This window comes from Acidovorax sp. sif0632, assembly GCF_019218805.1.
Taxonomy (GTDB): Bacteria; Pseudomonadota; Gammaproteobacteria; order Burkholderiales; family Burkholderiaceae_C; genus Acidovorax; species Acidovorax facilis.
Window position 1 is genome coordinate 746,612 of sequence record NZ_JAHUWW010000002.1, and the last position, 24,897, is coordinate 771,508.

At 67.0% G+C, this 24,897-nt stretch carries 23 protein-coding genes; 8 read left to right on the forward strand and 15 right to left on the reverse strand.

The features are described 5' to 3' along the window. Positions 1–7: 7 nt before the first annotated feature. The 10 genes from KW832_RS08625 to KW832_RS08670 all read right to left on the reverse strand — a co-directional run bounded on the left by KW832_RS08625 (position 8) and on the right by KW832_RS08670 (position 9,322). Positions 8–610 carry a cytochrome c oxidase subunit 3 family protein gene (locus KW832_RS08625; protein WP_255577581.1) on the reverse strand — a complete coding sequence of 201 codons (603 nt, stop codon included), beginning with the start codon at positions 608–610 and terminating at the stop codon, positions 8–10. Beyond that, entirely contained in the window at positions 607–2,298 is a 1,692-nt protein-coding gene (locus tag KW832_RS08630) for a nitrite reductase (protein ID WP_218299550.1), read from the reverse strand. Before KW832_RS08630 ends, KW832_RS08625 begins: the two co-directional genes overlap by 4 nt. Further along, positions 2,291–3,607, reverse strand: coding sequence for a heme d1 biosynthesis radical SAM protein NirJ (gene nirJ / locus KW832_RS08635; RefSeq protein WP_218299551.1), 1,317 nt, complete (start codon positions 3,605–3,607; stop codon positions 2,291–2,293). The genes KW832_RS08630 and nirJ overlap by 8 nt, the downstream gene beginning before the upstream one ends. Continuing rightward, positions 3,594–4,091, reverse strand: a complete 498-nt coding sequence (locus KW832_RS08640) for an AsnC family transcriptional regulator (RefSeq protein WP_218299552.1) — start codon at positions 4,089–4,091, stop codon at positions 3,594–3,596. The genes nirJ and KW832_RS08640 overlap by 14 nt, the downstream gene beginning before the upstream one ends. Then, positions 4,072–4,560 carry an Lrp/AsnC family transcriptional regulator gene (locus KW832_RS08645; RefSeq protein WP_218299553.1) on the reverse strand — a complete coding sequence of 163 codons (489 nt, stop codon included), beginning with the start codon at positions 4,558–4,560 and terminating at the stop codon, positions 4,072–4,074. The genes KW832_RS08640 and KW832_RS08645 overlap by 20 nt, the downstream gene beginning before the upstream one ends. Next, positions 4,553–5,563: an Lrp/AsnC family transcriptional regulator gene (locus KW832_RS08650; protein ID WP_218299554.1), complete on the reverse strand. Its 1,011-nt coding sequence runs from the start codon at positions 5,561–5,563 to the stop codon at positions 4,553–4,555. Before KW832_RS08650 ends, KW832_RS08645 begins: the two co-directional genes overlap by 8 nt. 1 nt (position 5,564) lies before the next feature. Then, a complete protein-coding gene (locus tag KW832_RS08655) occupies positions 5,565–6,758 on the reverse strand; it encodes a cytochrome D1 domain-containing protein (RefSeq protein ID WP_218299555.1) in 1,194 nt (397 codons plus the stop codon). Positions 6,759–6,774: 16 nt separating this feature from the next. Then, on the reverse strand, positions 6,775–7,104 hold the full coding sequence (locus tag KW832_RS08660) for a cytochrome c (RefSeq protein ID WP_218299556.1): 330 nt from the start codon (positions 7,102–7,104) through the stop codon (positions 6,775–6,777). Between the two features lie 10 nt (positions 7,105–7,114). Continuing rightward, a complete protein-coding gene (locus KW832_RS08665; RefSeq protein ID WP_218299557.1) occupies positions 7,115–7,438 on the reverse strand; it encodes a c-type cytochrome in 324 nt (107 codons plus the stop codon). Positions 7,439–7,597: 159 nt separating this feature from the next. Next, entirely contained in the window at positions 7,598–9,322 is a 1,725-nt protein-coding gene (locus tag KW832_RS08670; protein WP_370628653.1) for a cytochrome D1 domain-containing protein, read from the reverse strand. 202 nt (positions 9,323–9,524) lie between these two features. Here KW832_RS08670 and cobA point away from each other — a divergent pair, with 202 nt between their 5' ends. Further along, the gene (gene cobA / locus KW832_RS08675) at positions 9,525–10,361 is read left to right on the forward strand and encodes a uroporphyrinogen-III C-methyltransferase (protein WP_218299559.1); all 837 of its coding nucleotides are present in this window, start codon (positions 9,525–9,527) and stop codon (positions 10,359–10,361) included. A 79-nt stretch (positions 10,362–10,440) separates the two neighbouring features. On the opposite strand, the gene KW832_RS08680 is transcribed toward cobA, so the two are convergent. From KW832_RS08680 to KW832_RS08690, 3 genes are read right to left on the reverse strand one after another with little or no spacing between them, the layout of a single operon-like run. Beyond that, complete coding sequence (locus KW832_RS08680; RefSeq protein ID WP_370628654.1) at positions 10,441–13,110, reverse strand: cation-translocating P-type ATPase; 2,670 nt, start codon at positions 13,108–13,110, stop codon at positions 10,441–10,443. Positions 13,111–13,114: 4 nt separating this feature from the next. Beyond that, positions 13,115–14,197: a sodium:calcium antiporter gene (locus KW832_RS08685; RefSeq protein ID WP_238385464.1), complete on the reverse strand. Its 1,083-nt coding sequence runs from the start codon at positions 14,195–14,197 to the stop codon at positions 13,115–13,117. 55 nt (positions 14,198–14,252) lie between these two features. Continuing rightward, a complete protein-coding gene (locus tag KW832_RS08690) occupies positions 14,253–16,256 on the reverse strand; it encodes a U32 family peptidase (RefSeq protein ID WP_218299561.1) in 2,004 nt (667 codons plus the stop codon). A 220-nt stretch (positions 16,257–16,476) separates the two neighbouring features. On the opposite strand from KW832_RS08690, the gene KW832_RS08695 reads away from it, so the two are divergent. After that, on the forward strand, positions 16,477–17,151 hold the full coding sequence (locus tag KW832_RS08695; RefSeq protein ID WP_121419822.1) for a hypothetical protein: 675 nt from the start codon (positions 16,477–16,479) through the stop codon (positions 17,149–17,151). Positions 17,152–17,408: 257 nt separating this feature from the next. Beyond that, the gene (locus KW832_RS08700; RefSeq protein WP_218299772.1) at positions 17,409–18,539 is read left to right on the forward strand and encodes a branched-chain amino acid ABC transporter substrate-binding protein; all 1,131 of its coding nucleotides are present in this window, start codon (positions 17,409–17,411) and stop codon (positions 18,537–18,539) included. A gap of 80 nt (positions 18,540–18,619) precedes the next feature. On the opposite strand, the gene KW832_RS08705 is transcribed toward KW832_RS08700, so the two are convergent. Beyond that, positions 18,620–19,624, reverse strand: a complete 1,005-nt coding sequence (locus KW832_RS08705; RefSeq protein ID WP_218299562.1) for a GlxA family transcriptional regulator — start codon at positions 19,622–19,624, stop codon at positions 18,620–18,622. A gap of 101 nt (positions 19,625–19,725) precedes the next feature. Between KW832_RS08705 and KW832_RS08710 the strand changes: the two genes are divergently transcribed. The 4 genes from KW832_RS08710 (at position 19,726) to KW832_RS08725 (ending at position 23,176) form a co-directional block, all read left to right on the forward strand. Continuing rightward, the gene (locus KW832_RS08710) at positions 19,726–20,346 is read left to right on the forward strand and encodes a LysE family translocator (protein ID WP_121506701.1); all 621 of its coding nucleotides are present in this window, start codon (positions 19,726–19,728) and stop codon (positions 20,344–20,346) included. A 64-nt stretch (positions 20,347–20,410) separates the two neighbouring features. Continuing rightward, the gene (locus KW832_RS08715) at positions 20,411–20,656 is read left to right on the forward strand and encodes a hypothetical protein (RefSeq protein WP_121506700.1); all 246 of its coding nucleotides are present in this window, start codon (positions 20,411–20,413) and stop codon (positions 20,654–20,656) included. A 59-nt stretch (positions 20,657–20,715) separates the two neighbouring features. After that, positions 20,716–22,107: a tRNA adenosine(34) deaminase TadA gene (tadA, locus tag KW832_RS08720; protein ID WP_218299563.1), complete on the forward strand. Its 1,392-nt coding sequence runs from the start codon at positions 20,716–20,718 to the stop codon at positions 22,105–22,107. A gap of 85 nt (positions 22,108–22,192) precedes the next feature. Beyond that, entirely contained in the window at positions 22,193–23,176 is a 984-nt protein-coding gene (locus KW832_RS08725) for an LD-carboxypeptidase (RefSeq protein ID WP_218299564.1), read from the forward strand. A gap of 66 nt (positions 23,177–23,242) precedes the next feature. Here the strand turns inward: KW832_RS08725 and KW832_RS08730 are convergent, their stop codons facing one another. Further along, complete coding sequence (locus KW832_RS08730; RefSeq protein WP_121419827.1) at positions 23,243–23,596, reverse strand: hypothetical protein; 354 nt, start codon at positions 23,594–23,596, stop codon at positions 23,243–23,245. 332 nt (positions 23,597–23,928) lie between these two features. On the opposite strand from KW832_RS08730, the gene KW832_RS08735 reads away from it, so the two are divergent. Beyond that, complete coding sequence (locus tag KW832_RS08735) at positions 23,929–24,858, forward strand: adenylate/guanylate cyclase domain-containing protein (protein WP_199727006.1); 930 nt, start codon at positions 23,929–23,931, stop codon at positions 24,856–24,858. Positions 24,859–24,897 lie beyond the last annotated feature (39 nt).

The window sequence follows — 24,897 nt, forward strand, 5'->3', positions numbered from 1 at the left end:
GGCCGCCTTAGCGCAGTACGTAGACCAGCGGAAAAAGCACCATCCACAGCAGGTCCACCATGTGCCAGAAGACCGCGCCGGTCTCCAGCGCGTGGCAACCGTGCGGCCCGTAGGCGCCGCGCCGCGTGGGCCCCCACAGCACCGCAAAGATGATGCAGCCCACGGCCGCATGCAGAAAGTGAAATCCCGTGAGCATCACGTACAGCAGGTAGAACGTGTTCTCGGCCACATCGATGCCCTCGCGCCACTTGTGCGCGTACTCCACGCTCTTGAGCAGCAGAAAGCCGCAGCCGCAGCCGAGCGCGCCCAGCAGCCAGCGCGCGCCCTGGGCAGAGCAGCCGTTGCGCACGGCCTGCACACTGCGCGCCGCACACCAGCTGGCGGACACCAGCAGCACGGTGTTGGCCGCGCCGGTGGACAGGTCCAGCGTGGTCTGGCCGGCCGCGAACAGGCCCGGTTCGCGCAGCCGCGCAAAGGCAAAGGCGGCAAACAGGATGCCGAAGGTGAGCAGTTCGGCCAGCACCAGCAGCCACACCACCAGGTCGCCCACCAGGCGCGGCGATGTCGGCGGGTGGGCCGCCTGCGCCGGGGGCATCGCACTGCTGCTCAATGCGATGTTCCTTCCGATCGCGTGATCTTGTTCCACACGTTGTACTTGCCCACGGGCTTGCTCATGGGCAGGCGCTTGACCTCCTTGAACGTGGCGGCGTCGTACACGACGAGGGCGCCCTGCATCTCCCACACGCTGGCCAGCGCCAGGCGGCCGTCGCGGGTGAACTCGATGTGCGCCAGGGTCTTGCCGGGCTCGCGCACCGTGGCCACCGGCTTAAGCGTGGCCTTGTCCATGATGGTGAGCGTGTCCTTGGCGCTGGTGCTCATCATCGAATCCGTCCAGGCATAGGGCGTGTTCTTATGGCTGCGCATGAAGAAGCCCGGCCCCGGCGTAGGGATGCTGGCCACCGGCTTCCAGGTCTTCATGTCGATCACGTCGATGCTGCCGCCCTGCAGGTTGGGCGAGGCCAGCACTGTAGTGCCCTGCCAGGCGAAGGTGATGCCCGAGCCCAGGTGGGGCATGCCGGCAATCGGCAGGTCGGCGATCTTGCGGCGCACGTCCAGGTTCACCACCTGGGCGGTGGCGAGGGCGGCAGCGGCCTTGCCGTCCGGGGCAGCCGTCTTGGGGCGCGTGGCGCCCAGCACATGGCGGTAGCTCTGGTCGAAGAAGAAGTCGTCCAGCGGCTCATCCAGCGGCGTGCGGCGCACGCCCAGGTAGCCGGGCTTGGCGATGGCCTCGCCCATCTTGTAGTCGTGCACCAAGCCGTCGTGGATGGGGGCGGCGGCTGGGTCGTACGAGATCTCCCAGATCTCCGGGATGTCCTTGAGCGCCACCACGAAGCTCTTGCGCGGCGCGGCGTCGTACACGGCCGAGACGCGCGAGCTGCCCTTGCCGTCCAGCGTGCGCGCGTCGTAGGTGCGCACCAACTGCAGCTCGCTGTCAAACAGAGCCAGCGTGTGGGGCAGGTAATTGGCGGCGATCACCCAGCGCCCATCGCCGCTCACGGCCACGTTGCGCATGTTCAGCCCGGCGCGCACCTCGGCCACAACGCGCAGCCGGTACAGGTCGTACTTGGTGATCCAGCCATCGCGCGAGCCGAAGTACACGTAGCGCCCGTCCGGCGAGAACTTGGGCCCGCCATGCAGGGCGAACCGGCTGGCAAAGCGGGTGATGACTTCCAGGCGGTCGCCATCGAGCAGGCTCACATGATGGTCGCCGCCTTCCACCACCACGAAGAGGTTCATCGGGTCCGCTTGCCACAGCGGCGTGGCGGGCTCGCCCGCTGGCGCGGGATGGAATTCGCGCGAGGCCCGAATGTTGTCCTCCGTCCAGCGCGGCGCGGGCACCATGGGCGTGCGGATGAACGCGCCCAGGGCCTGGATTTCTGCGGACGAGAGCGTCCCGGAAAAGCCGGGCATCTGCGTGGCCGTGCGGCCCTGGGCGATGACGCGCAAGGCCTCGGCGGCGGGCAGGCGCGCCAGGCTTTCGGGGAGCAGGGCCGGGCCCATGGCGCCAGTGCGCTGGGTTCCGTGGCAGCTGGCGCAGTGGGTGGCGAAGAGGCTGGCGGCGCTGGAGGCTGAGCTGCTGTTGATGCTGGCGTTGGCGGCTGTAGTGCTGGGGCTGGTTTGCTGGGCCATGGCCAGGTCCCAGCCCATCCAGCACAGGCCAGCCACCAGGGTGGCACGGACGGCGTCGGCCAGCCAGGCGCGCCAGCGGCGCTGGTGCGAGGCAGGGGTGTCAGGCATGGATTTGCTCCCGGATGGGGATGGTGATGCGTTGGCGCGGGCCGTGCGTGGCGCCCCCCGCAGGGGCTGCTGCGCCAATCTCTTCGTCTTCCAGGTAGCAGCCCGGGTCCTCGGCCCAGGCGTTGCCGGTGAGTTGCTGGGCGCGCACCCGGGTATTGCCGCCGCACAGCGGCAGGTAGCGGCATTGGGCACAGCGGCCTTCCACCGGGCGGGGTTGCTGCTTGAGCCCCGCCATCAGCGGATCGGAGGTGTCGCTCCAGATCGCCGAGAAGGGCCGCTCGCGCACGTTGCCCAGCGTGTGGTGCCACCACATGGTGTCGGGGTGCACCTGGCCCAGGTTGTCGATGTTGGCCACGTTCAGGCCGCTGGCGTTGCCGCCCCAGGCGGCCAGGCGCTCCGCCAGCGCGGGCGCCCATTGCGGGAGGTTCGCCTGCACCCATGTCAGCAAAAAGGGGCCGTCCGCATCGTTGTTGCCCGTCACGTATTCCTCTGGCAGTCCCGCCCGCGCGGCGTCCCAGGCGCGCTCGAACAGCATGGTGAGCGCCGCGCGCGTGGCCTGGAACTGTGCGTCCCTGCCGCGGTGGATGTTGCCCCGGCCCGCGTAGTTGAGGTGCGAGAAGTAGAACTTGTCGATGCGCTCCTCGCGCATCAGCGCCAGCAGCGCGGGCAGGTCGTGCGCGTTCATCGCCGTCATGGTGAAGCGCATGCCCACCTTCACGCCACGGTCGCGCAACAGCTTCAGTGCATTCAGGCTCAGGTCGAACGCGCCCTGCATGCGCCGGAAGCGGTCGTGGGTATCGCGTAGCCCATCCAGGCTGATGCCCACGTAGTTGAAACCCAGGGCGGCGATGCGGTCGGCCAGCGGCGCATCGATGAGCGTGCCGTTGGTCGACAGGCCCGTGTAGAAGCCCATGTCCCGTGCACGCGCGGCAATGTCGAAGAGGTCCGGCCGCATCAGCGGCTCGCCGCCCGAGAGGATGAGCACCGGCACGCCGTACGCGCGCAGGTCGTCCATCACCGTGAACACCTCCTCGCGCGTCAGCTCGCCCGCGTAGTCGTGGTCGGCCGAGAGGGCGTAGCAGTGCTTGCAGGTGAGGTTGCAGCGGCGGATCAGGTTCCAGATCACCACAAGGCCCACCCCCGCCGGGCTTCGCCCAGCCTCCGCAGGAGGGCGATGCCGGCCGCCGCCCGGCAAAGCCGGTTCGGTAGTGTCCTGGCCCGGCGGTTGCCGCCTCCGGGAAGGCATCCGGTATTCGCCGGTCTGTTCGGCTTGCGCGAGTTCGCGCATGTATTGGCTAATCCTGAACATCGTGGGGGCCTTTCAGACGGAATCCCGTCTTCTTGAGGATGGCCGTGGAGTAAAGAATGTCGTGAGCGCGGCACGCCGGGCCCAGCAGCGCGGCCACCACATCGGCCTGGCGCTGCACCTCGCCCTGCGAACGGCCGTGCAGCATGGCGAACAGGTTGTAGGGCCACTCGGGCAGGTGGCGTGTGCGGCGGTAGCAGTGGCTCACACCCGTAAGCTGGGCCACCTGGCGCGCTAGCGCGTCCACCTGGTCGTCCGCCACGTCCCACACGCTCATGCCGTTGGCGGTGAAGCCCAGGCGGTAGTGGTTGGGCACCGCGCCAATACGGCGCACCAGGCCCTCGTCCAGCATGGCCGCAAGCCGGGTGCGCACGCGCTCGCCGTCCACCCCCAGCATGGCGCCCACGGCTTCGTAGGGGCGGGCCACCAGCGGCAGGCCGCTTTGCACGGCGGCGATGAGTGCGCGGTCAAAGGCGTCCAGCGCCATTGCGGTCTCCTTCGGCGGGCAGCAGCGGCAGGCGCAGCTCCACGCGGTATTCATGCTCTTTGGGAAACTGGAACACCGTCAGGCCCGTGGCTTGCTCGATGCGTTGCGCGGCGCAGGCCACGCCCTCGGCCGATTCGGCGGCCAGCACGAACCACATGTTCAGCTGCGGGTGGTCGCGGCGGTAGTTGTGGGCTACCTCGGGCAGGGCGTTCACCAGCGCGGTCACTTCATCGAAGCGTTCCGGGGGCACGGCCAGCGCCGCCAGCATGAACTGCCCACCGGCGCGTTCGATCTGGAACAGCGGGCCAAAGCGGGTGAGCACCCCGCTGGCCAGCAGCTGGCGCAGGCATTCAATGACGTAGTCCTCGCTCCATCCCATGGCTTGCCCGACGGCGGCGAAGGGCCGGTCCACCAGCGGCAAGCCGCCGTGCAGGTAGTCCACCAGTTGCAGCTGATCGTGGCTAAGCATGGCGGGGGGCCTCCTGGGGTGTGGGCTGCGCAGCAGCAAAGCGGCGCGGGCTGCGTTGCGTGAAGCGGCGCAGCGAGAACAGCACCTCGCGCCGGTGCCGCGCCACACCCGCCTGCTGCGCGGCCTGCTCGACCAATGCGAGCACCTCGCTGCGTTCCTGCCCGTGCACCATGCAGTACAGGTTGTAGCCCCAGCGCCCGGCCCGCGCGCGGCGGTAGGCCAGGGTGACGCCGGGCTGGCAGGCCATGCGCTCGCCGCAGGCGTCTACCTCGTCGTCCGGTACGTCGAATACGGTCATGGCGTTGGCGGTGTAGCCCACCTCGTGGTGGCGCACCACCATGCCAAAGCGGCTCAGGGTCCCTTGCGCCAGCCAGCGCGAGAGGGTGCCCAGCACCTCGTCTGTACATTGGCCGAGCGCCCGGGCCCAGGCGTCAAAAGGCCGCTCCACCAGGGGAAGGCCGTGCTCCGCCAGGGCGGCCAATGCGGCCTCTTGCGCCGCCACGGGCGCGGCGGCGGTGCGGGTCATGCCGCCTGCAGCGGCGCTGCGCAGCGCCAGGTCGAACCCCAGATCGATGCGGTAGGGCCGCAGCATGGGCAGGCGCAGCACGGCAATGCCCGTGTCGTGCTCGATCTGCGCCAGCATCTGCTCCAGCGCGGCCGCCGTGGCGGCGGTGGCAACGAACCACAGGTTCAGCGCGTTCTCGCGTTCGTAGTTGTGGCTCACGCCCGGGTGGCGCGAAACGGCCGCGGCCACGGCCTCCAGCTGCTGGGGCGGCACCGCCATCGCGGCCAGCAGCCCGGCTCCGCCCGCGCCGGGCGCAAATACGCCGCCGATGCGGCCCAGCACGCCCGCCGCCTGCAGGCGCTCGCAGGCGGCAATCACCTCGGTTGCCGGGCGGCCCAGGGCCTGCCCCAGCACGTCGAAAGGCATGGGGCACAACGGAAAGCCGCGCTGCCAAGCGTTGAGCAACGGCAGGTCGTGGGCGTGGTCGTGCTGCGCCATCCTAGAACCCCATGCGCTGTGCCCGCGCGGTGAAGAAAATGCCGCTGGGCGCCCGGGCGGGCAACGATGCCTGGGCGGCCAGCGTGGCGGTGTCCAGCACCACCACCTTGTCGTCGTCGCGGCAGCTGATCCACACCGATTCGCCGCGCGGCGTGAACTCCATGTGCATCACGGCCTTGCCCGGCTGCAGCGTTGCGGCCACGCGCTGGGCCACCGTGTCGATGACCTGTACGCGGTGGTAGTCGGGTACGGCAAAGTTCACCCATACCTGGCGGCCATCGGGCCGCGCCATCACGAACACGGGCTGGCCCGCCACCGGGATGCGGCCGACCTCTTCCCACGTCGTGGTGTCCACCACCAGCACCTCGTGGCGGCCGATGGCGGGCAGGTAGGTATGGCGCCCGGCAACAGCCCAGCCGCGCAAGTGGGGCATCTTGAACACGGGCAGAGGCTGTTGGCCACGCCCGTAGCCGGCCAGGATGCGCCGGGCCACGGGCTGGTCGGCCCAGGTGTCCACCAGGGCCAGGCCGTCTTCGCCAAACAGCCCGGCGATGTAGTGGCGGCCGTTGGGCGTGACCAGCGCGTCATAGGGCTGGCGGCCAATGCCGTCGATGCGCGTCACGCGCGGCCGGGTGGGGTCCGTGCAGTCGGCAATGCAGATCGCGTCGGCATCGAACAGGCTGTAGATGAAGCGCCGTCCGGCCAGGTCGGCCAGGCCCACCACGCGCGAGCGCTGGCCGTCGGCCGTGAGGGCTGGGATATCGGCCCGCAGCGTCAGCGTCTCGGCGTCGAACACCTTCACGCCGCCGGGCGTGTAGTTCTGCGCCGCCACCAGCGTGCCGTCGGCGCTGATGGCGCCCCCAATCGAGTTGCCCGCCTGCTGCTCGCGTGCAGTGATGCGCCGCGTCAGCAGGTCGATGCGCGTGAGCGCGCCATCGCGGCCGAACACATAGGCATGGCGGCCATCGCGCGAGAAGACCAGCGAGGCGTGCGACAGGTCGCCCAGGCCGTCGACGCGGGCCAGGACCGACCGGTGCGTGGTGTTCACCAGCAGCACGGAGCCCGTGGCGCGCTCGACGACCAAGCCCAGGTCGCCCGTGCCCATGCGTGCGGGCTCTTGCTGCTGCAACGTGGCGCAGCCGCTGGCCAGCAGCGGAAGTGCCGCCAGGCTGAGGAGAAGTGGGCGTCGTTTCATGGGGCGGGCGCTCCGGTTAGGGGGGGAAGCCCGAGGCCAGCTGCTCGGCGATCCACAGGGCTTCGGCTTCGGTGACAAAGGTGCGCCAGGGCGGCATGGGCGTGCCCGGGCGGCCGTGAAAAATGGTGGCAGCCATGGAAGGGACGGGTTTGTCCGCCAGGGCCGCAGCGGTGAGGGGCGGTCCCAGCCCGCCGGTGAGGTGCATGCCATGGCACGAGCCGCAGTCCTGCCGCACCATGCGCACCAGCTCGCGCTGGCGCTCTGGCGGTGCCGCAGGAGCCTGCGCCATGGCCCCGGCACAGGCCAGGGCGCACAAAGCGGTCAGGGCGGCGGCGCGCAGCGGCATGGCGTGGCGCTCAGGTCCCGAGAATCAACTCGACGGCCGCCTTCAGGTCGGCATCGCCGATCTTCTCCGGCCCGTTGGGCGACATCGGAATCGGCCCGAACACGCCGGAGCCGCCCTTGCGCACCTTGTCAACCAGCTGCGCGGTCGCGTCCTTGCCCTTGTACTTGGCCGCAATGTCCTTGAACGACGGCCCGACTAGCTTCTTGTCCTTGGAATGGCAGGCCATGCACCCGGCCTTGTTCATGGCTTCTTCGGGGGAGGCCGCACTGCCTGCAGTGCTGCAAAGCGCCAGCGCCGCAGCAATGGCCAAGTGCCATGTAAGATGGTTTTTCATCGTTCGCTCCTGTAATGTGGATGGATTGCCCCGCCGCTCAGTACCGTCTCCGATCTGCGCGCCCGCGCGCTCCCAGGCCAGCGCCGCCGGGATCTGGCTTCGCCAGGCCCCTGGCGGCGTCCCCTTGGGGGGAAGGCGCCGCAGGCGACTCAGGGGGCATCAATAGATGTCGTGCTGGGTGTTGTAGACGTTGAAGTGGCCCGTGGGCGTGATTAGGCGCGGGTCCTTGATCACGGCCTTGAGCTTGAGCGTCTTGTCGTCCACGATCACCAGCGCGCTTTCCTTGTTCTTTGCGCTCCACACGGCAAACCACACCTCGTCCCCAGCCTTGTTGAATTCAGGCTGCACCACGCGTTTGGCGCCGTCGTCCTTCAGCCCGGCCCACTCCGCCACGGGCAGGGTCACAAAGCCCTTGTCGAGGTTCTGGATGTCGAAGACCACGACAGACTGCGAGATCTTGGGGTCGGGGTTGAGCGGTGCGTCCGAGTACAGATGCGTGCTCTTGGGGTGGCTCTTGATGAACAGCGCGCCGCCCCCGGGGCCGGTGAGCTTGGCCACTTCCTTGAAGGCGTACTGCTTGTGCTTCTTGGGGTCGGTGCCGATCAGCGAGATGGTGTCGTCGCCTAGGTGGCCGGTGGCCCAGACGGGGCCGAACTTGGGATGCAGCAGGTTGGCGCCACGGCCGGGGTGGGGGATCTTGCCCACTTCGGTGATGGCCGCGAGCTTGCCGTCCTTGGCGTCGATGGCGGCGATCTTGTTGCTGTTGTTGGCGGCCACCATGAAGTAGCGCTTGCTCGAATCCCAGCCCCCGTCGTGCAGGAAGGGCGCGGAGCCGATCTCGGTGACCTTGAGCGCGTCAATGTTGGAGTAATCCACCATCAATGTCTTGCCGGTCTCCTTCACGTTGACCACGAATTCGGGCTTGAAGTGCGATGCCACGATGGAGGCAACGCGCGGTTCGGGGTGGTATTCCTGCGTGCCCACCACCATGCCCCGGGTGCTCACGATCTTCTTGGGTTCCAGCGTGTCGCCGTCCATGATGGTGTACTGCGGCGGCCAGTAGCTGCCCGCGATGGCTAGCTTGTCTTCGTAGCCCTTGAATTTGGAGGTGTCCACCGAGCGGGCTTCCAGACCCACGCGCACTTCGGCGACGTTGTCGGGTTTTTCCATCCACAGGTCGATCATGTTGATCTTGGCGTCGCGGCCGATCACGAACAGGTAGCGACCGGAAGCCGACGTGCGCGAGATGTGCACCGCGTAGCCGGTCTTCACGATGTTGATGATCTGCTTGGTGTCGCCGTCGATCAACGCTACTTCGCCGGTGTCGCGCAGCGTGGTCGAGAAGATGTTCTCGATGTTGTAGTTGTTGAGCTTCTTCTTGGGCCGGTCCTTGGGCTCGACGATGACCTTCCAGGTCTTCTTCATGTCGGCCATGCCGAACTCGGGCGGTGTTGGCGGCTCGTGCTGGATGTAGCGCGCCATCAGGTCAACTTCCTGCTCGTTCATCTCGCCCGACGTGAGCCAGTTGGGCATGCCTGCGGGTGAGCCATACGAGATGAACACCTTCAGGTAGTCCGTGCCCTTGGCGGTGGTGAGGTCAGGGGTGAGCGGCTTGCCGGTGGCGCCCTTGCGCAGCACGCCGTGGCAGCCCGCGCAGCGCTCGAAGTAGGTCTGGCGGGCCTTCTCGAACTCGGCGGCCGTCATGGGCGGCGCCTTGGGGTTGGTGCTCTGGTGCATGGGCTCGTTCACCAGGGGGGAGCCGCCAGCCTGATAGTTCATTTCGGGTTGCGAGACTCCCTTGCCTGCCTGTGCCATCGCCGTGGCCGCAGCCATTGCGAGGGCTGCCAGGGCCAGGTGCTGGACGGTCTTGATTGCTTTCATCATCGGTCCTCTGCGTCATGGGCAGCGAATGGTTGGCGGTGGATGCGTCTGCGCCCTTCCGACCCGTGCAACGGCTGCCCTTCGTTGCTTGCGGGTGAGGCAATGGTCCTGCGGGCGGCGTGCGCTGTCCTTGAACTGGTTCAAGGACGCGGTGTCCGCCCTGTTTCACCATGGCCCCACCCACAGATACCAGAGAGCCGTAGACATGAGCTTCATGGACGATCCCCATTGGCTGAAGAAGCCCGCGCACGGCGGAGTACAGAGCGATAGCCACCCGGTGCCCCCGGGATGCGTGACCCTGGTCGGTGCCGGCCCAGGCGACCCCGACCTGCTGACGGTGAAGGCCGCGCGTGTGTTGCGGCAGGCGAGCCTGGTGCTGTACGACCATCTGGTCGGCGAGGGGGTGCTGGCCCTGGTGCCCGCCAACGCCGAGCGCGTCTATGTGGGCAAGGAGTCTTCACGCCACACATTGCCGCAGGAGGACATCATCGAACTGATGTGCCGGCTGGCACGCAGCGGCCGACCCCTGGTGCGCCTGAAGGGAGGCGACTGCTACATCTTCGGTCGCGGCGGTGAAGAAGCGCTGGGCCTTGCCCGCGCGGGCATCCCCTTCGAGGTAGTGCCGGGCATCACGGCGGCGCAGGCCGCAGGGGCTTGCGCAGGCATTCCACTCACGCACCGCGACCATGCGGGCACGCTGGTGCTGGCCACCGGCCACCTGCGCGGCGACAACGACACGGCGCTGGACTGGCCGCTGCTCGCACGTCCGCGCCAGACCGTCGTGTTCTACATGGGCGTGGCCACGCTGGCCACCATCTGTGCTCAGTTGGTGGCGCACGGCCTGCCGCCGACCACGCCCGCAGCTATCGTCGAGCGCGCGTCCCTGCCGCATCAGCGCTGCCTCACCGGCTCCCTTGCCTCGTTGCCAAGTCTGGCGGCCAGCCAGGGCGTGAGGGCGCCTGCGCTGATCATCGTGGGTGAGGTGGTGGCGCTGCAGCCTGCGCTGGCTCAGGGCCTGGCGCAGGCTTCAGCGCACCAGTGAGCCAGGGCGCCGTGATGAACGGGCATGGGCGCAAGGCGCGTTGAACCGGGCCTGAAGCCGCCCGGGTGTGGAGCGCTGCTCAGGCGTCGAGAGCCGCGTCAGAAGCTGTCAAAGCGGGGCGCCCGCGCCGCCAGGCCTTTTCCAGCTCCACCACAATCAGCACCACCAGTGCCGCTCCGATGCACAGGCCCAATTCGCCTGCCGTCAGCGGCTCGGTCTTGAATATGGGGTTGAGCCAGGGCACATAAATCGTGGCCATCTGCAGTGCAAAGGTGAGCAGCACGGCGCCCAGCAGCGGGCGGTTGCTCAGCAGGCCTAGGCGCCATATGGGTTCGGATTCGGAGCGGATGGCGATCACGTGCGCCATTTGCGCCAGCGTGAGCACGGTGAACACCATGGTCTGCCAGTGCGCGTGGCCGGTGTGCAGGGCCCAGGCCTGCACCGCCAGGCACAGCCCACCAATGAGCAGGCCCACGCCCAATATGTGCTGCCACATACCGTGGGCAAACAGGCTTTCGCGCGGCGCTCGGGGCGGGCGCTGCATGATGCCGCGCTCGGCCGGTTCGGCCGCCAGCGCCAGGCCGGGCAGGCCGTCGGTCACCAGGTTGACCCACAGGATGTGGATGGGCAGCAGCGGAATGGGCAGCAGCAACAGCGGCGCGAGGAAGATGGTCCAGATCTCGCCCGAGTTGCCCGTCATCGCGTAGCGCACAAACTTGCGGATGTTGTCGTAGATGCGGCGGCCCTCACGCACCGCCGCGACGATGGTGGCGAAGTTGTCGTCCAGCAGCACCAGGCTTGACGCCTCGCGCGCCACGTCGGTACCGCCCTGGCCCATGGCCACGCCGATGTCGGCACGCTTGAGCGCCGGGGCATCGTTCACGCCGTCGCCCGTCATGGCCACAAAGTGGCCCTGGGCCTGCAGCGCCTCGACGATGCGGATCTTCTGCGCCGGGTCCACGCGGGCGTAGACCTGCACTTGTTCCACGCGGGCGCGCAGGGCGGCATCGTCCAGTGTTGCGAGGTCTGCGCCGGTGAGCGCAGGGGCATCGCTACTCTTCACAATGCCCAGCCGGTGCGCGATGGCGCGCGCGGTGGCGGGGTGGTCGCCCGTGATCATGACCGGAGTGATGCCCGCGCTGATGCAGTCGCGCACTGCAGCCTGGGCCTCGGCGCGGGGTGGGTCGATGAGGGCGATCAGGCCCAGCAGCTCCAGCTGGTTTTCGACCGCGTCGATGTCGTTGGTGTCGGGCAGGCGGGCGTGGCTGCGGCGGGCCAGGGCCAGCACCCGCAGGCCCTGGGCGGCGAGCTGCTGGGCAGTGTCGAGGACCTTGGCGATGTCCAGTGCGGCAGCGCCTTCGGGCGTCCAGTGGGCGGTGCATCGTGGCAAGACTGATTCCGGCGCGCCCTTGGTGTAGGCCACAAAGCCATCGGCAGCGCGGTGGAAGGTGGTCATGCGCTTGCGGTCCGAGTCAAAGGGCTGCTCTTGCACGCGGGGGCTGCTCACATCTAGCTGGGCCTTGTCCAGTCCGCCCGCATGGGCGGCCAGCACCAGCGCGGTTTCGGTGGGGTCGCCCTGCCAGCGGGTGCCGAACTGGCCCTCTTCGTTCTGCGCCTGGAGCGTGGCGTCGTTGCACAGCGCTGCGGCGCGCAGGGCCTCGGCATGGGCGGGGCCGGGCAGGGGGTCACCGGGCACCCAGCGCACACCGTGGGCCATCAGCAGCTCGGCGTGCATGCGGTTTTGCGTGAGGGTGCCGGTCTTGTCCGAGCAGATGGTGGTGACCGAGCCCAGGGTCTCCACCGAAGGCAGGCGCCGCACCAGCGCATGCACGGCCACCATGCGGCGTGCGCCCAGGGCCAGGAGCACGGTGACCACCGCAGGCAGTGCCTCGGGGATGGCGGCCACGGCCAGACTGATGGCGGTGAGGGCCATGAGCAGCGGCGCCTCGCCGCGCAGCACGCCGACCACAAAGATCACCGCGCAGATGCCCAGCACCGCGATCGCCAAGCGCTTGCCAAAGGCCGCCAGGCGCAGTTGCAGCGGCGTGCTGCGGTCGCCGGTGTCGAGCAGCGTGGCCACCTTGCCCAGCTCGGTGTGCATGCCGGTGGCCACCACCAGGCCGCGTGCCCGGCCATGCGTGGCCGTGGTGCCCTTGAAGGCCATGTTGGTGCGGTCGCCCAGCGCGCCCACATCCTCGGCGGCCAGGGCCTCCGTCTGCTTGGCTACGGTGACGGACTCGCCCGTGAGGGCCGATTCATCCACCTGCAGCTGCGCAATCTCGATCAGCCGCAGGTCGGCCGGAATCTGGTTGCCCGCCTCCAGCAGCACGATGTCACCCGGCACCAGCGCCGTGGCGGGCACCACTTGCACGGCTCCGCTGCGCAGCACCGTGGCGTGCGCCGCCGCCAGCTGGCGCAGCGCGGCCATGGCCTGGTCGGCGCGCCATGCCTGAACAAAGCCGATGACGGCATTGAGCACCACGATCACCAGGATGACCAACGTGTCGGTGACCTCCCCCACCAGGCCCGAGATGACGGCCGCACCCAGCAACACCAGCACCATGAAGTCCTTGAACTGGTCGGCCAGCAGATGCCACCAGGGGCGGTCTTGCCCCGCCGCCAGCTCATTGGCGCCGTGGGTGGCGCTGCGGCGCAGGGCTTCGTCGGGGTGCAGGCCCGCGTCAGGGTCAACGGCGTGCTCGCGTGCCACGTCTATGGCATCGCGCAGATGAGGATGGGGGTGTTTCACGGCATCAGTTTCCATACAGAAAGACCACGTAGGTGTTGACCAGGTACACCGCCGCCATGCCGATGCTGACCATGCCCACCGCGCGCAGCACACGGCTGCGCGGGCGAAAGAACAGGCCCACCACCGCCAGCCCGGTCATGACTACGGCCGATGCGGCGGTGATGGCATGCACGGGCGACACATGGGCCAGCAGATCGCCGGGGCGGTAGAACAGATCATCTATGCCCACGATGGCCACGTTGAACAGGTTGCTGCCCAGCAGGTTGCCAATGGCCATGTCGAGCGCACCCAGCCGCAGGGCGGACAACGTGACCGCCAGCTCGGGCAGGGTTGTGACCAGGGCCACAAACAGGCTGCCCACAAAGCTGCGGTTCCAGCCCATGGTGGTGGCCAGGTTGACCGCCACAAAGGGCAGCCACATGCCGGCCCCCACCACGATGGCAGCCGCCATCGCAAAGCGGGTGGCCGCTTGTCGAAGGCTGGGCAGCGTAGGTGCTGCGTTGTTGGTGGGCGGCACTGTGTCGGCCGGTGGCGCAGCGGGGTGGCTCCGTTCATACGCAAAGACGGTGCGCATCGCCACCAGATACAGCAGCAGGATCACGGGAGTGAGCAGGCCCACGCTGCGCTGGGAGGCAGTGCCAGCGCCGGTGGAAGCACTGGCAGTAGCCCCCAGTTGGCCCATCAGCAGCCCCAGCAGCAAAAAGCCCAGCAGCACCACGCCAAAAGCGCCTGCCAGCACGTGGCCGTGGGCGGCCCGGGTCCATACCGGTGCTGGCCGGTACAGCAGGTCGATCACCACCAGAAACACCAGGTTGAGCACGCAGCTGCCCAGTGCGTTGCCCACAGCCAGGTTGGGGGTGTTTGCGATGGTGACGCTGGTGATGCCGGTGGCCAGCTCTGGAAGCGAAGTCACGCTGGCCACCAGCGTGAGACCGATCCAGCTGCCCGACAAGCCTGTGCGCTGGGCAATGGCATCACCGTAGCGCGACAGCTGGTAGCCCGCCGCGCCAATCAGCCCCGCGCAGACTGCGAACTGCAGCCACACCAGCAGCGTGGCCGTCATGGTGCTGGCCCGCAGGGCGGGCATGAAAACGGGTCAGTGTGCATGGGGCATTGCTGTTGAGCCGCCACATGCAGGTGCATCAATGTGCTTTGTGCGGCCGGGCTTTGTAGAAGGTCAGTGGGATCTCGTTGGCCTGGTTCAGCACCTGGCGCTTGATTTTGCCCACCACGTGCATTTCACAGGGCTTGCAGTCAAAGCGCAAGGTCAGCTTCTCCTTGCCGTTGATCAACATCAAGGGTTCGGCCTTGATGGTGCCCTGCACGCCCGTCACGCCCTTGGCCTGCTTGGGGCACAGGCTCATGCTGAAGCGCACGCAGTGCTTGGTGATCATGAGGCTCACCTCGCCTTCCTCTTCGTGCGCCTCGTAGGCCGCGTCGATCACCTTCACGCCGTGGCGCACGTAGAAGTCGTGGGCCTTGTGGTTGAACACATTGCCCAGAAACGACAGCGTGTCTTCGGGGTAGGGCGCAGGCGGCTCCACCGGTGTGGCGCGCGGCAGGCGGGCAAAGTTGCGGGCCCGGTTGGCCTCCAGGTCGGCCACGGCATCGCGGCGCAGCGCGTTGAGCACCGAGGCGGGCACAAACCACGGCTGCGAGAGCTGCAGCGCAATGTCATGCACGGCAAAGACCGTCGCACCAAAACGGCCGAGCTGTTCACGTAGGCTGGCCTCAGCCTTGGTGGCATCGGTGGCGCTCTGGTGTGGCTGCTGCACTTCGGCACAGCCCACGTTGCCATCCTCGTCGGTAAGCAGCAGGCTGAACCCGGTGGGCGTTTCGCTCAGGTTCGCCCACAGGCCGATGCGGCGGTCGCTGGACTTTTTCTCCAGCGTGCGCACCCAGTCCATGTCGCGGTTGCGGTTGACCTCGGTGCCCTTGCGCAGGTCCTTGAAGCCGTCCATGGGGTCCTTGGGGTACACCCGCCACTGGCCGACGCTGCGGGCCGACACGGGCTCGGCCACGTTGATGGCCATGCCCACCAGCTCCTTGTGCAGGTCGTAGTAGCACAGGCCATCGCCGTTGTGCAGCACCGTGCTGGGGTCGCTGACCTCCAGCTCCACGAAGTCGGGGCCTACCTTCGTCACCCAGCCGATGGCCTGGCCCGGGTTCTTGGGGGTGTCGAATGCGCCGATGTCTTCCTTGCGGCCGGTGACGAAGTAGTCGGTGAACTCGCGGTTGAAGTTCTGCAGCGGGTCGGGCGTGAAGGTGAAGGTGGTGCGCCCGCTGGACGAGCGCGACAGCGGTCGGCCTTGGGCCTCGCACTCTTCGATGATCTCGTCGAGCAAGGTGCGGTAGTGGGCGGTGATGTTCTTCACGTAGCCCATGTCCTTGTAGCGCCCTTCGATCTTGAAGCTGCGCACTCCGGCGTCGATGAGCGCGCGCAGGTTGTCGCTCTGGTTGTTGTCCTTCATGGAGAGCACGTGCTTGTCGTGCGCAATGAAGCGGCCCTGCGCATCCGTCACCTGGTAGGGCAGGCGGCAGGCCTGGCTGCAGTCACCGCGGTTGGCGCTGCGGCCGGTCTGCGCATGGCTGATGTTGCACTGGCCGCTGTAGGCCACACACAGCGCGCCGTGAATGAAGAACTCGATGTTGGCGCGCCCCGGCGCATCCACGGGCCCCAGCGCCTTGTGCACCGCGGCGATCTGCTGCACCGTGAGCTCACGCGCCAGAACGATCTGCGAGAGGCCTGCGTCCTGCAGAAAGCGTGCTTTCTCGGGCGTGCGGATGTCGGTCTGGGTGCTGGCGTGAAGTTGGATGGGGGGCAGGTCGATTTCGAGCAGGCCCATGTCCTGGATGATCAATGCGTCAGCGCCCGCCTCGTACACCTGCCAGGCCATCTGGCGCGCGGCTTCGAGCTCGTCGTCGCGCAGGATAGTGTTGAGCGTGATGAAGATGCGGCTGTTGAAGCGGTGCGCATGCTTCACCAGGCGTTCGATGTCGCGGATGTCGTTGCCCGCACTGGCCCGCGCGCCAAAGGCTGGGCCGCCGATGTAGACGGCATCGGCGCCGTGGTTGATGGCTTCGATGCCGATGTCTGCGTCGCGCGCGGGCGAAAGCAGTTCGAGCTGGTGGGGCAGGAGAGACATGGGGCGTGATTATTTCAGTTTCGCGGTGCCGTGGAGCTTCCGTCGGGTATCGGGCACTGCACTTTTGGTAACCATGTGACGATGCATTGTGCGGTGGGGGTCTGGTACAACGGGCGCAGCGTGCAAGCCTCGGCGGCCACCCCATGGTCTCTGTGAACCGCGTTCTTGCGAGGCCGTCGGCATCGTCGGCCACCCCGTAAAACCCAGTGAAAGGACTCTGATGAGCACCTCCCGCGTGAAGAAGCCCACCCAGCTGACACTGGCGATCAATGACCTCGACTTTTGCTACCTGCCGCCTCGGCTCAGCTTGTCTCCCATGCGGCACAACGACTTGGTCTGCACGGTGGATTGTTCGTGGTTCTTTTCCGAAGGTGCCAACCACATGGTGTTTGCACTGGACTGCACCGGCGGGCAGGGCAGCTACAACCCCCACTGCGGGCCGATCTACCGCCATGGCCAGAACCTTTGGTCCGAGGCCCGGGGCTTCATCATCTTTGCGGACGGCATGGTGATGGCCGAGCGATGGAACGGCACGGCCATGCCGGGGCTGGTGACGGTTACCAACACCTCGGGGGCGATCTTCAACCCGGCGGTGCACCCCGTCTTCACGCTTCACGTCCGGGCCGGCTACAGGATGGGTGGGTTTGCCGACCGGATGCGCATCACCATCCACCAGGGTATCGCGGCCGATGGCCCGGTTTTGTTCGAAGGCGAGGTGACCGGGGCCGGGTGGGGCTGGGACTGGACGGGGTCGCACAAAGTGGCCATTGCCGGTATTGGTCCGCACTTCGTGACCCCCAATGACACGGGCTGCGTGGAAGAGCGCGTACCCCGCGACGCACCGAACGCCATCCTTCCGTTTACCAACTTCAAGTTGCGGATGGTGAAAGGTTGAGCGCTTGCCAACGGGCGCGCTGCCGCTCAAAGGGCAGCTTCATAGGGTGACTTCGGCGAATCATCTTGCGCCATTAGCCGTTTTAATGGCCCAGCAAATTACTAAGCTTGCATAGCAATTGGCGACGGCAAGGGAGGATGGTGGCTAGGATGCGGTGCGTTTTGCCCCGAAATGGTGCGCAAAAGTTGCGACTATATTTTTTGGAGATTTCTACCGTGTTCCGAGCTTTCACCCGCCTGCGTCCGTCGTCTTTTCCCGTGTCCGTTGTGCAGCTGGCTGCCGTGGGTGTGTGTGTTGCCGCCGCCACTGCAGCCACCGCACAGGATGTGCAAACCGTCAAGATCGCCCACGCTGGCCCAGTGTCGGGCGGCATTGCCCACATCGGCAAGGACACTGAAAACGGCGTGCGCTTGGCGATTGACGACCTGAACGCCCAGAACCTCGTGATCGGTGGCAAGAAGATCAAGTTTGAAATTGCGGCCGAAGACGACGCGGGCGACCCGCGCCAGGCCACCGCCGTGGCGCAGAAGCTGTGCGACCAGAAGGTGGCGGGCGTGGTGGGCCACCTGCAGTCGGGCACGTCCATCCCCGCATCGGCCATCTATGCCAAGTGCGACCTGCCGCACATCACGGCATCGGCCTCCAATCCTGACCTGACCAAACCCGGCCACAAGACCACCTTCCGCCTGATCGCCAACGACAACGCGCTGGGCGCGGCGCTGGCCCTGTTTGGTGCCGACCATCAGAAGCTCAAGAGTGTGGCCATCATCGACGACCGCACGGCCTACGGCCAGGGCGTGGCCTCGGTCTTCAAGGCCACGGCGCAACAAAAGGGCCTGAAGGTGGTGGCCGAGGAATTCACCAACGACAAGGCCACCGACTTCATGGCCATCCTCACTGCCATCAAGAACAAGAAGCCCGATGCGATCTTCTACGGCGGCCTGGACGCGCAGGCCGGCCCCATGCTGCGCCAGATGGAGCAGCTGGGCCTGGGTAATGTGAAGTTCTTCGGCGGCGACGCGCTGTGCACCGAAAAGCTGCCCGAGCTGTCGGGCAAGACCCCCGCGCTGAAGAACGTGACCTGCGCCACGGGCGGTGCGTCGGTGGACAAGATGCAGGGCGGCGCCGACTGGAAGAAGCGCTACGACGCCAAGTTCCCCGGCCAGTTCCAGATTTACAGCCCCTATGCCTATGACGCCGCCATGGTGCTGGCCGACGCCATGAAGCGCGCCAATTCGGTGGACCCGAAGGTGTTTACCCCCTTCCTGGCCAAGACCGAATACAAGGGCGTGACCGCCAACATCGCCTTCACCGCCAAGGGCGAGCTGACGACGCCCGCCGTGACGCTCTACACCTTCAAGGACGGCAGCCGCGTGGCGCTGAACTGAGGGGTCGCCCGCGCATGGATCGGTGCCGGTGGACTCGGGCACCCGATGGCCCTGCCTGCAGAGTGGAAGCGGAGCTTCAGTCAGTCCCTCGGACCGCCCGCGCGGGCCGCTCCGGGGCTGGTGCCGTAGTGCCGCCGGAACAGTCGTGCCAGGCTGCTGGCGTTGCCCAGACCCACCTCGTCAGCGATGGCGGAGAGGCTGTGGTGTGAATGGGTTACGCGCCAGTGGGCGTGTTCCATGCGCATCGCTGTCCAGTGGTTGTGAGCGCTGTGGCCGAAGCGCTCGGCGAACAACCGATCCAGCTGTCGGCGGCCAATGCCGATGCGCTCGGCGATGCTGGCCACGGTAAGGCCGTCGGCCATGGAGGTGCGCATCAGCGCGACCGCACGCACCAGGTGGCGGCCCAGGTCCGGCCCGCCGCCTTCCATCGATTGCAGGTGGTGCCCTTGGTGGCGTGGTTCGTCCACCAGCATGTCGGCCAAGCCCTTGAAGGCGCGCTCCCGGCCGCAGTGGCGTGACAGCAACTCCACCGCCATGTCGATGGCCGCGGTGCCGCCCGCGCAGGTGATGCGGTCGCGGTCAAAGCAATAGATCTGCTCGCTGGCCACCGCGATGCGTGGGAAGGCATGGCGGAACTCGGCCACATGGCGCCAATGCAGCGCCACGCGGCGGCCTTTGAGCAGACCCGCCTCGGCGAGCAAAAAGCTGGCGTTGTCGATCGCCACGAGGGGCAGGCCCCGCGCTGCAGCCTGTCGCAGCACGGGCCCATGGGTGTGCACATGTCCCAGCGACGCTTGCACCGTGCGGCTGCCAAACACCACCAGATAGTCGAATGCCGCCAGGTCCACGGAGTCAGGCGTGGCCTCCATCGTCACCTGCACCCCGCTGCTGGACACCACGGGCGCGCTGTCGACGCCCATCAGCGTCCAGGCGCAGTAGCGCTGGCGGCTGCGGTCCGCTTCGTCGGCCGAAAAGCGCAGCTTGTCCAGAAACGCGCCAAACGGCAGCAGCGCGAAGTCGGGTAGCGGCATCAAGAGCAGGCGTACGTCGGGGCGCTGGAGAGGGCGGTCGTTGGCGGTACTCATAAGGTATCCATTTTGGTATCAAAAATAGCCAGATTGGATTGCATACCACGGACAGGAGGTGCCTAGACTCCAGACCATGCTTTTCCAAGAAGGGTGCTGCGATGGAACTGAAAATATGGCTCGTCTACCTGTTGGCGGTCATCGGGCTGTCCTTGACCCCGGGGCCCAACAGCCTGCTGGTGCTGGCCCATGGCGCGCTGCATGGGCGCGTGCGCACGCTGTGGACCATTGCGGGCGGGGCGGTGGGCTTTGTGAGCCTGATCGGGCTGTCCATGCTGGGCATCGGCGCGCTGCTGCAGTCGTCGGCCCACGCGCTCACGGTGATGAAATGGGTGGGCGGGGCGTATCTGGTGTGGCTGGGCATCCAGCTGTGGCGGGCGCCAGCCATGCAGGTGCAGGCCTTGCCCCGTGCTGCGGGACCGGCATCGGTGACGGGCGGCAGGATGTTTCGCCAAGGGCTGCTGGCAGCCATTTCTAACCCCAAGGTGCTGCTGTTCTATGGTGCCTTCCTGCCGCAGTTCATCGCGCCGGGGCGCGACCTGTGGGTGCAGTTCGTGATCATGGCGGGCACCTTCGCGGCGGTCGAATGCCTGGTTGAATTCGGCCTGGCGAGCCTGGCGCACCGCATCCGGCCCTGGTTGCAGCGCACGGGCCGCAAGTTCAACCGTGCCTGCGGCGGGTTGTTCGGCCTGATGGGGGCGGCGCTGCCCATGACGCACTGACTGAAGGCAGGGAAGGCCTTGCCCGGTTTACAGTGCAGTCCTGCACAGCATAGGGAGCACAGGCATGCGGGGATTGTTTGGTTTGGTGGGGCTGGTTGTGGTGCTGGCCATCGTGGGCCTGTTGGCCAAGAAGCAGTTGTCGGCCACGCGCGCCCCGGTGCCCGCGCTGCAGACGGCGCCCGGGGCCGACCCTGCGTCGGCACCGCCTGTCACCGTGCGCGACCAGAGTCAGCAGATCCAGCAGCAGGTCAAGCAACAGGTGGAAGGCCTGATGCAGCAAGCCCGGCCCATGCCCGACGAAGAAAAATAAGCAAAATTGGCCCCTGGCGCTTGTATGTCAAGCGCTAGTAGCTATCATTTTAATAGCAAATGACCCTTGACCAAGATTTGCACTGGATGCGCCTGGCCCTGGCCGAGGCGCAGGCAGCCGCGCAAGCGGGTGAGGTGCCTGTGGGCGCCATCGTGGTCAAGGACGGCCAGGTCATCGCCACGGGCCGCAATGCCCCCGTGGAGGGCCACGACCCCACGGCCCACGCCGAGATCGTGGCCCTGCGCGCGGCGGCGCAGCGGCTGAGAAACTACCGGCTCGACGGCTGCAGCCTCTACGTCACGCTGGAGCCTTGTGCCATGTGCAGCGGCGCCATGCTGCATGCGCGGCTGGCGCGGGTGGTGTACGGCGCGGCAGATCCCAAAACGGGCGCGGCAGGCTCGGTGTTCAACCTGTTCGGCCATGCCGAGATCAACCACCAGACCCAGGTGCTGGGCGGGGTGCTGGCCGAAGAATGTGGCGGTCTGCTCAGCGGCTTTTTCCGCCAGCGCCGCCATCAGCAACGCACCGAGGCACTGGCCCGCCATCCGTTGCGGGACGACGCTTTGCGCACGCCCGATGCGGCGTTTGCCAACGTGCCCGGCTACCCCTGGGCGCCTCACTACATCAGCGACCTGCCCAGCCTGGCGGGCCTGCGTTTGCACACCCTCGACGAAGGTCCTCACGACGCGCAGCGTACCTGGCTGTGCCTGCATGGCAACCCGGCCTGGAGCTACCTGTACCGGCGCATGCTGCCCACCTTTTTGGCTGCAGGCGACCGCGTGGTGGCGCCCGACCTGATCGGCTTTGGCAAAAGCGACAAGCCCAAGAAAGAGGGCGTGCACCAGTTCGACTGGCACCGCCAGATGCTGCTGGAACTGATCGAGCGGTTGGACCTGCGCAAGGTGGTGCTGGTGGTGCAAGACTGGGGAGGCATCCTGGGGCTGACGCTGCCCATGACCATGCCGGATCGTTTTGACGGCCTGCTGGTGATGAACACCCTGCTGGCCACGGGCGATTCGCCACTGCCTGCCGGATTTGTCGACTGGCGTGCCATGTGCCGCGACAAGCCGCTGTATGGAGTAGGGCGCCTGCTGGCGCGTGGCAACCCGCATCTGACGGCGGCGGAGTGCGCTGCCTACGATGCGCCGTTCCCGGACAAAGGCTACCGCGCCGCGTTGCGGGCCTTTCCAGAACGCGTGCCCGCTGCTGCGGGTGACCCGGGCGCCGCCGTGTCGCGCGCGGCCCGCGATTTTTGGCAGCACCAGTGGCAGGGCCGCAGCCTGATGGTGGTGGGTGCGCAGGACCCGGTGCTGGGCCTGCCCACCATGCGGGCGCTGCAGCAGTGCATCCAAGGCTGCCCCGAGCCTATCGTGCTGCCCCAGGCCGGCCACTTTGTGCAGGAGCATGGCGAGGCCATTGCCGCACAGGCTGTGGAATACTTCGCGCACTGACTTGTCCGCTGGCGCCGCCTGACTGCATGTGGCGCCCGGCATTCCCCCTGTTTACGGAGCAGGCCCCTCGGCGGGTCTGAGCGCTTTGCACGACCACCATCACGACCCTTCCCATTGCGACCACGACCACGGTCCCAAACACATCTATATCTATTCGCCCTCCAGCGCCGTGCGCGACAAGGCCGCCTTCAAGCGCGGCATTGCCCGGCTCAAGGCCCTAGGCCATGAGGTCGAGGTGGATGAGGACGCGCTGGCCACCCACACCCGCTTTGCGGGCGACGACGCCACCCGGCTGGCTGCCATCCACCGCGCTGCGGCCAGCGGCGCCGATGTGGCGCTGATCTCGCGCGGGGGCTACGGCCTGTCGCGCATCCTGCCGGGCATCCGCTACAAGGCGGTGGCCAAGGCGATTGAAAAGGGCATGCACTTTGTGGGCGTGAGCGATTTCACCGCCTTCCAGCTGGCCGTGTTGGCCAAGACGGGGGCCACCACCTGGGCGGGGCCATCGCTGGGGGCTGACTTTGGTGTGGTGGGCGAGCCCGACGACATCATGGAAGCCTGCTTTGACGACCTGCTGACCGGCCACGGCGAAGGCACAGGCTGGCGCATGCACAAAGAGCAGCTAAACGCCGCCACGGGCAAGCCTGCCGTGCCCAATGTCTATGTGAAAAGCGCCACGCTGTGGGGTGGCAACCTGGCGGTGCTGGCATCGCTTGTGGGCACGCCGTATTTCCCGCAGGTCAAGGGCGGCGTGCTGTTCATCGAAGACGTGCACGAGCACCCCTACCGCATCGAACGCATGCTGACCCAGCTGCTGCACGCCGGTGTGCTGGCCCAGCAGAAGGCTGTGGTGCTGGGGCAGTTCACCAACTTCAAGCTGGCACCGCATGACAAGGGCTACAAGCTGCAGTCGGTGGTGGACTGGCTGCGCACCCAGATCAAGGCGCCGGTGCTGACCAACCTGCCGTTCGGGCATGTTGAAACGAAGGTGCTGCTGCCCGTGGGCGCGACGGTGTCGCTGTCGGTGGAAGAGCGCGATGCGCTGATCTACTGGGGGCACCAGCACTGACGCGGTGAGGCCTTCACCCGCATGACACCGCCACAACGGCGGTTTGCCACGCGCGTGTGGTGCGCGTCAGGAGGGGGTGTGAGGGGCGGCCTGTGCTGGGCGCAGGGCGCGTGGGAGCTGCCCCTGGAACAGCTGGGTGACCTGGTCGATCACGCCCCGGGCACCGTGCTCACCCTGCAGCGGCACCAGTGTGCTGAAGAGGTCGGTGCGCAGGTACCACAGCGCCTCGATGTCGCCGGCATAACGCAGCCGCATGTTCATGCGCGCCACGTCGGAGCCGGTCATGCCGACCAGGCTCTGCAGCATGGCCCGGCGCACTTCTTCCAGCCCCTGGTTGCGCACCCATGCCGTGGACGACGGCTTGTCACGGCCCAGCAGGTCGTGAAGGTTGTTGCGGAGAGTCGGCTTGTTCCAGCGCATGGCGGGGTGAGGGCGGGCTTTTTGTAACAGGGACGGCCAAAGTAAGCGGGAGCGAGGTGCAGCGCAAGGGGCGTGCTCCTGTTTTTGCATAAAGACAACAACTTGCCCCGGCTTGTTGCGAATTTTTACGTGTTGGCGGATTTTCAGGCGACCGGGGTTGCGCCTCCCTTTCGCGACGCTGACGATGTGCGGAGTCGTTGTGGTGAACGTTGCAATCGCGCCTTTCGCTGCGGCTGCGGCCTCAGGCAACACTTGTTGGCGCTTTGAAGGGTGCGCAGCCAGGGCGCTTGCACTAAACTGATTCACATGATGTTACCAACGGGCCCGCGTTCATGAGTGTGTTGTCGACGATGGTCTTTGCGGACATCTCAGGCAGCACTGCCTTGTATGAAGCGCTGGGCAACGAACGCGCTACCGAGGCCGTGACGCAGGTCACCCAGTGGATTGGTGACACCATCGAGGCCCACGGCGGCCGGGTGGTCAAGAAGCTCGGGGATGGGGTGCTGGGGGTCTTTGGCGATGCCTCCAGTGCGGTGTCTGCTATGGCCACCATGCTGCGCCAGCACAAGGTCCGCCTGGACCGCTGGCCCCACCCCTTGCGCATGGAGATCCGCGTGGGCGTGGCCAGCGGCGAAGTGGTGGATGTGGATGGCGATTGTTATGGCGATGCCGTCAACGTGGCTTCCCGGCTGTGCGAACGGGCCGGGCCCGCTGAAATCTGGGCTACCGAAACCACCGTGCTGCTTGCGGGCACGGCGCCCGATGTCTGGTACCGCAAGCTGGGCATGATGGACATTCGGGGCAAGGCCGAGTTGCTCATGCTCTACCACGTCGAATGGCGTGAGGACGAAGCGCCCGATTCCCTCACCATGCAGGCGGCACTGGTCAGCAACTTTGCACCGGTCGATTCCATCCTGGGGCAGATCCAGTTCTCCTGGCATGGGGTGGACCGCACCTTCACCTCGTCGGATGCCCCTGTCATGGTGGGGCGGGCCGAGCATGCCCAGCTGCGCATCAACGACCCGCGCGTGTCGCGCCTGCATGCGCGCATCGACTGGCGCAACAGCGGGTTCGTGCTGACCGACATGAGCAGCTTTGGAACCTGGGTGCGGTTCGAGGGCAGCGACTCGCCCGTGCGCTTGCGGCGCGATGCCTGCATCCTGCATGGCGCGGGGCACATTGCGCTGGGCGTTTCGTTCAACGAGCCCAGTGCGCCGGTCATGAGCTTTCATGTGGCGGGCGGCAGTGTGCATTTGAGCTGACACGCGCAGAGCTGGCGGCTCCTTCTGCATTGCGGTGTG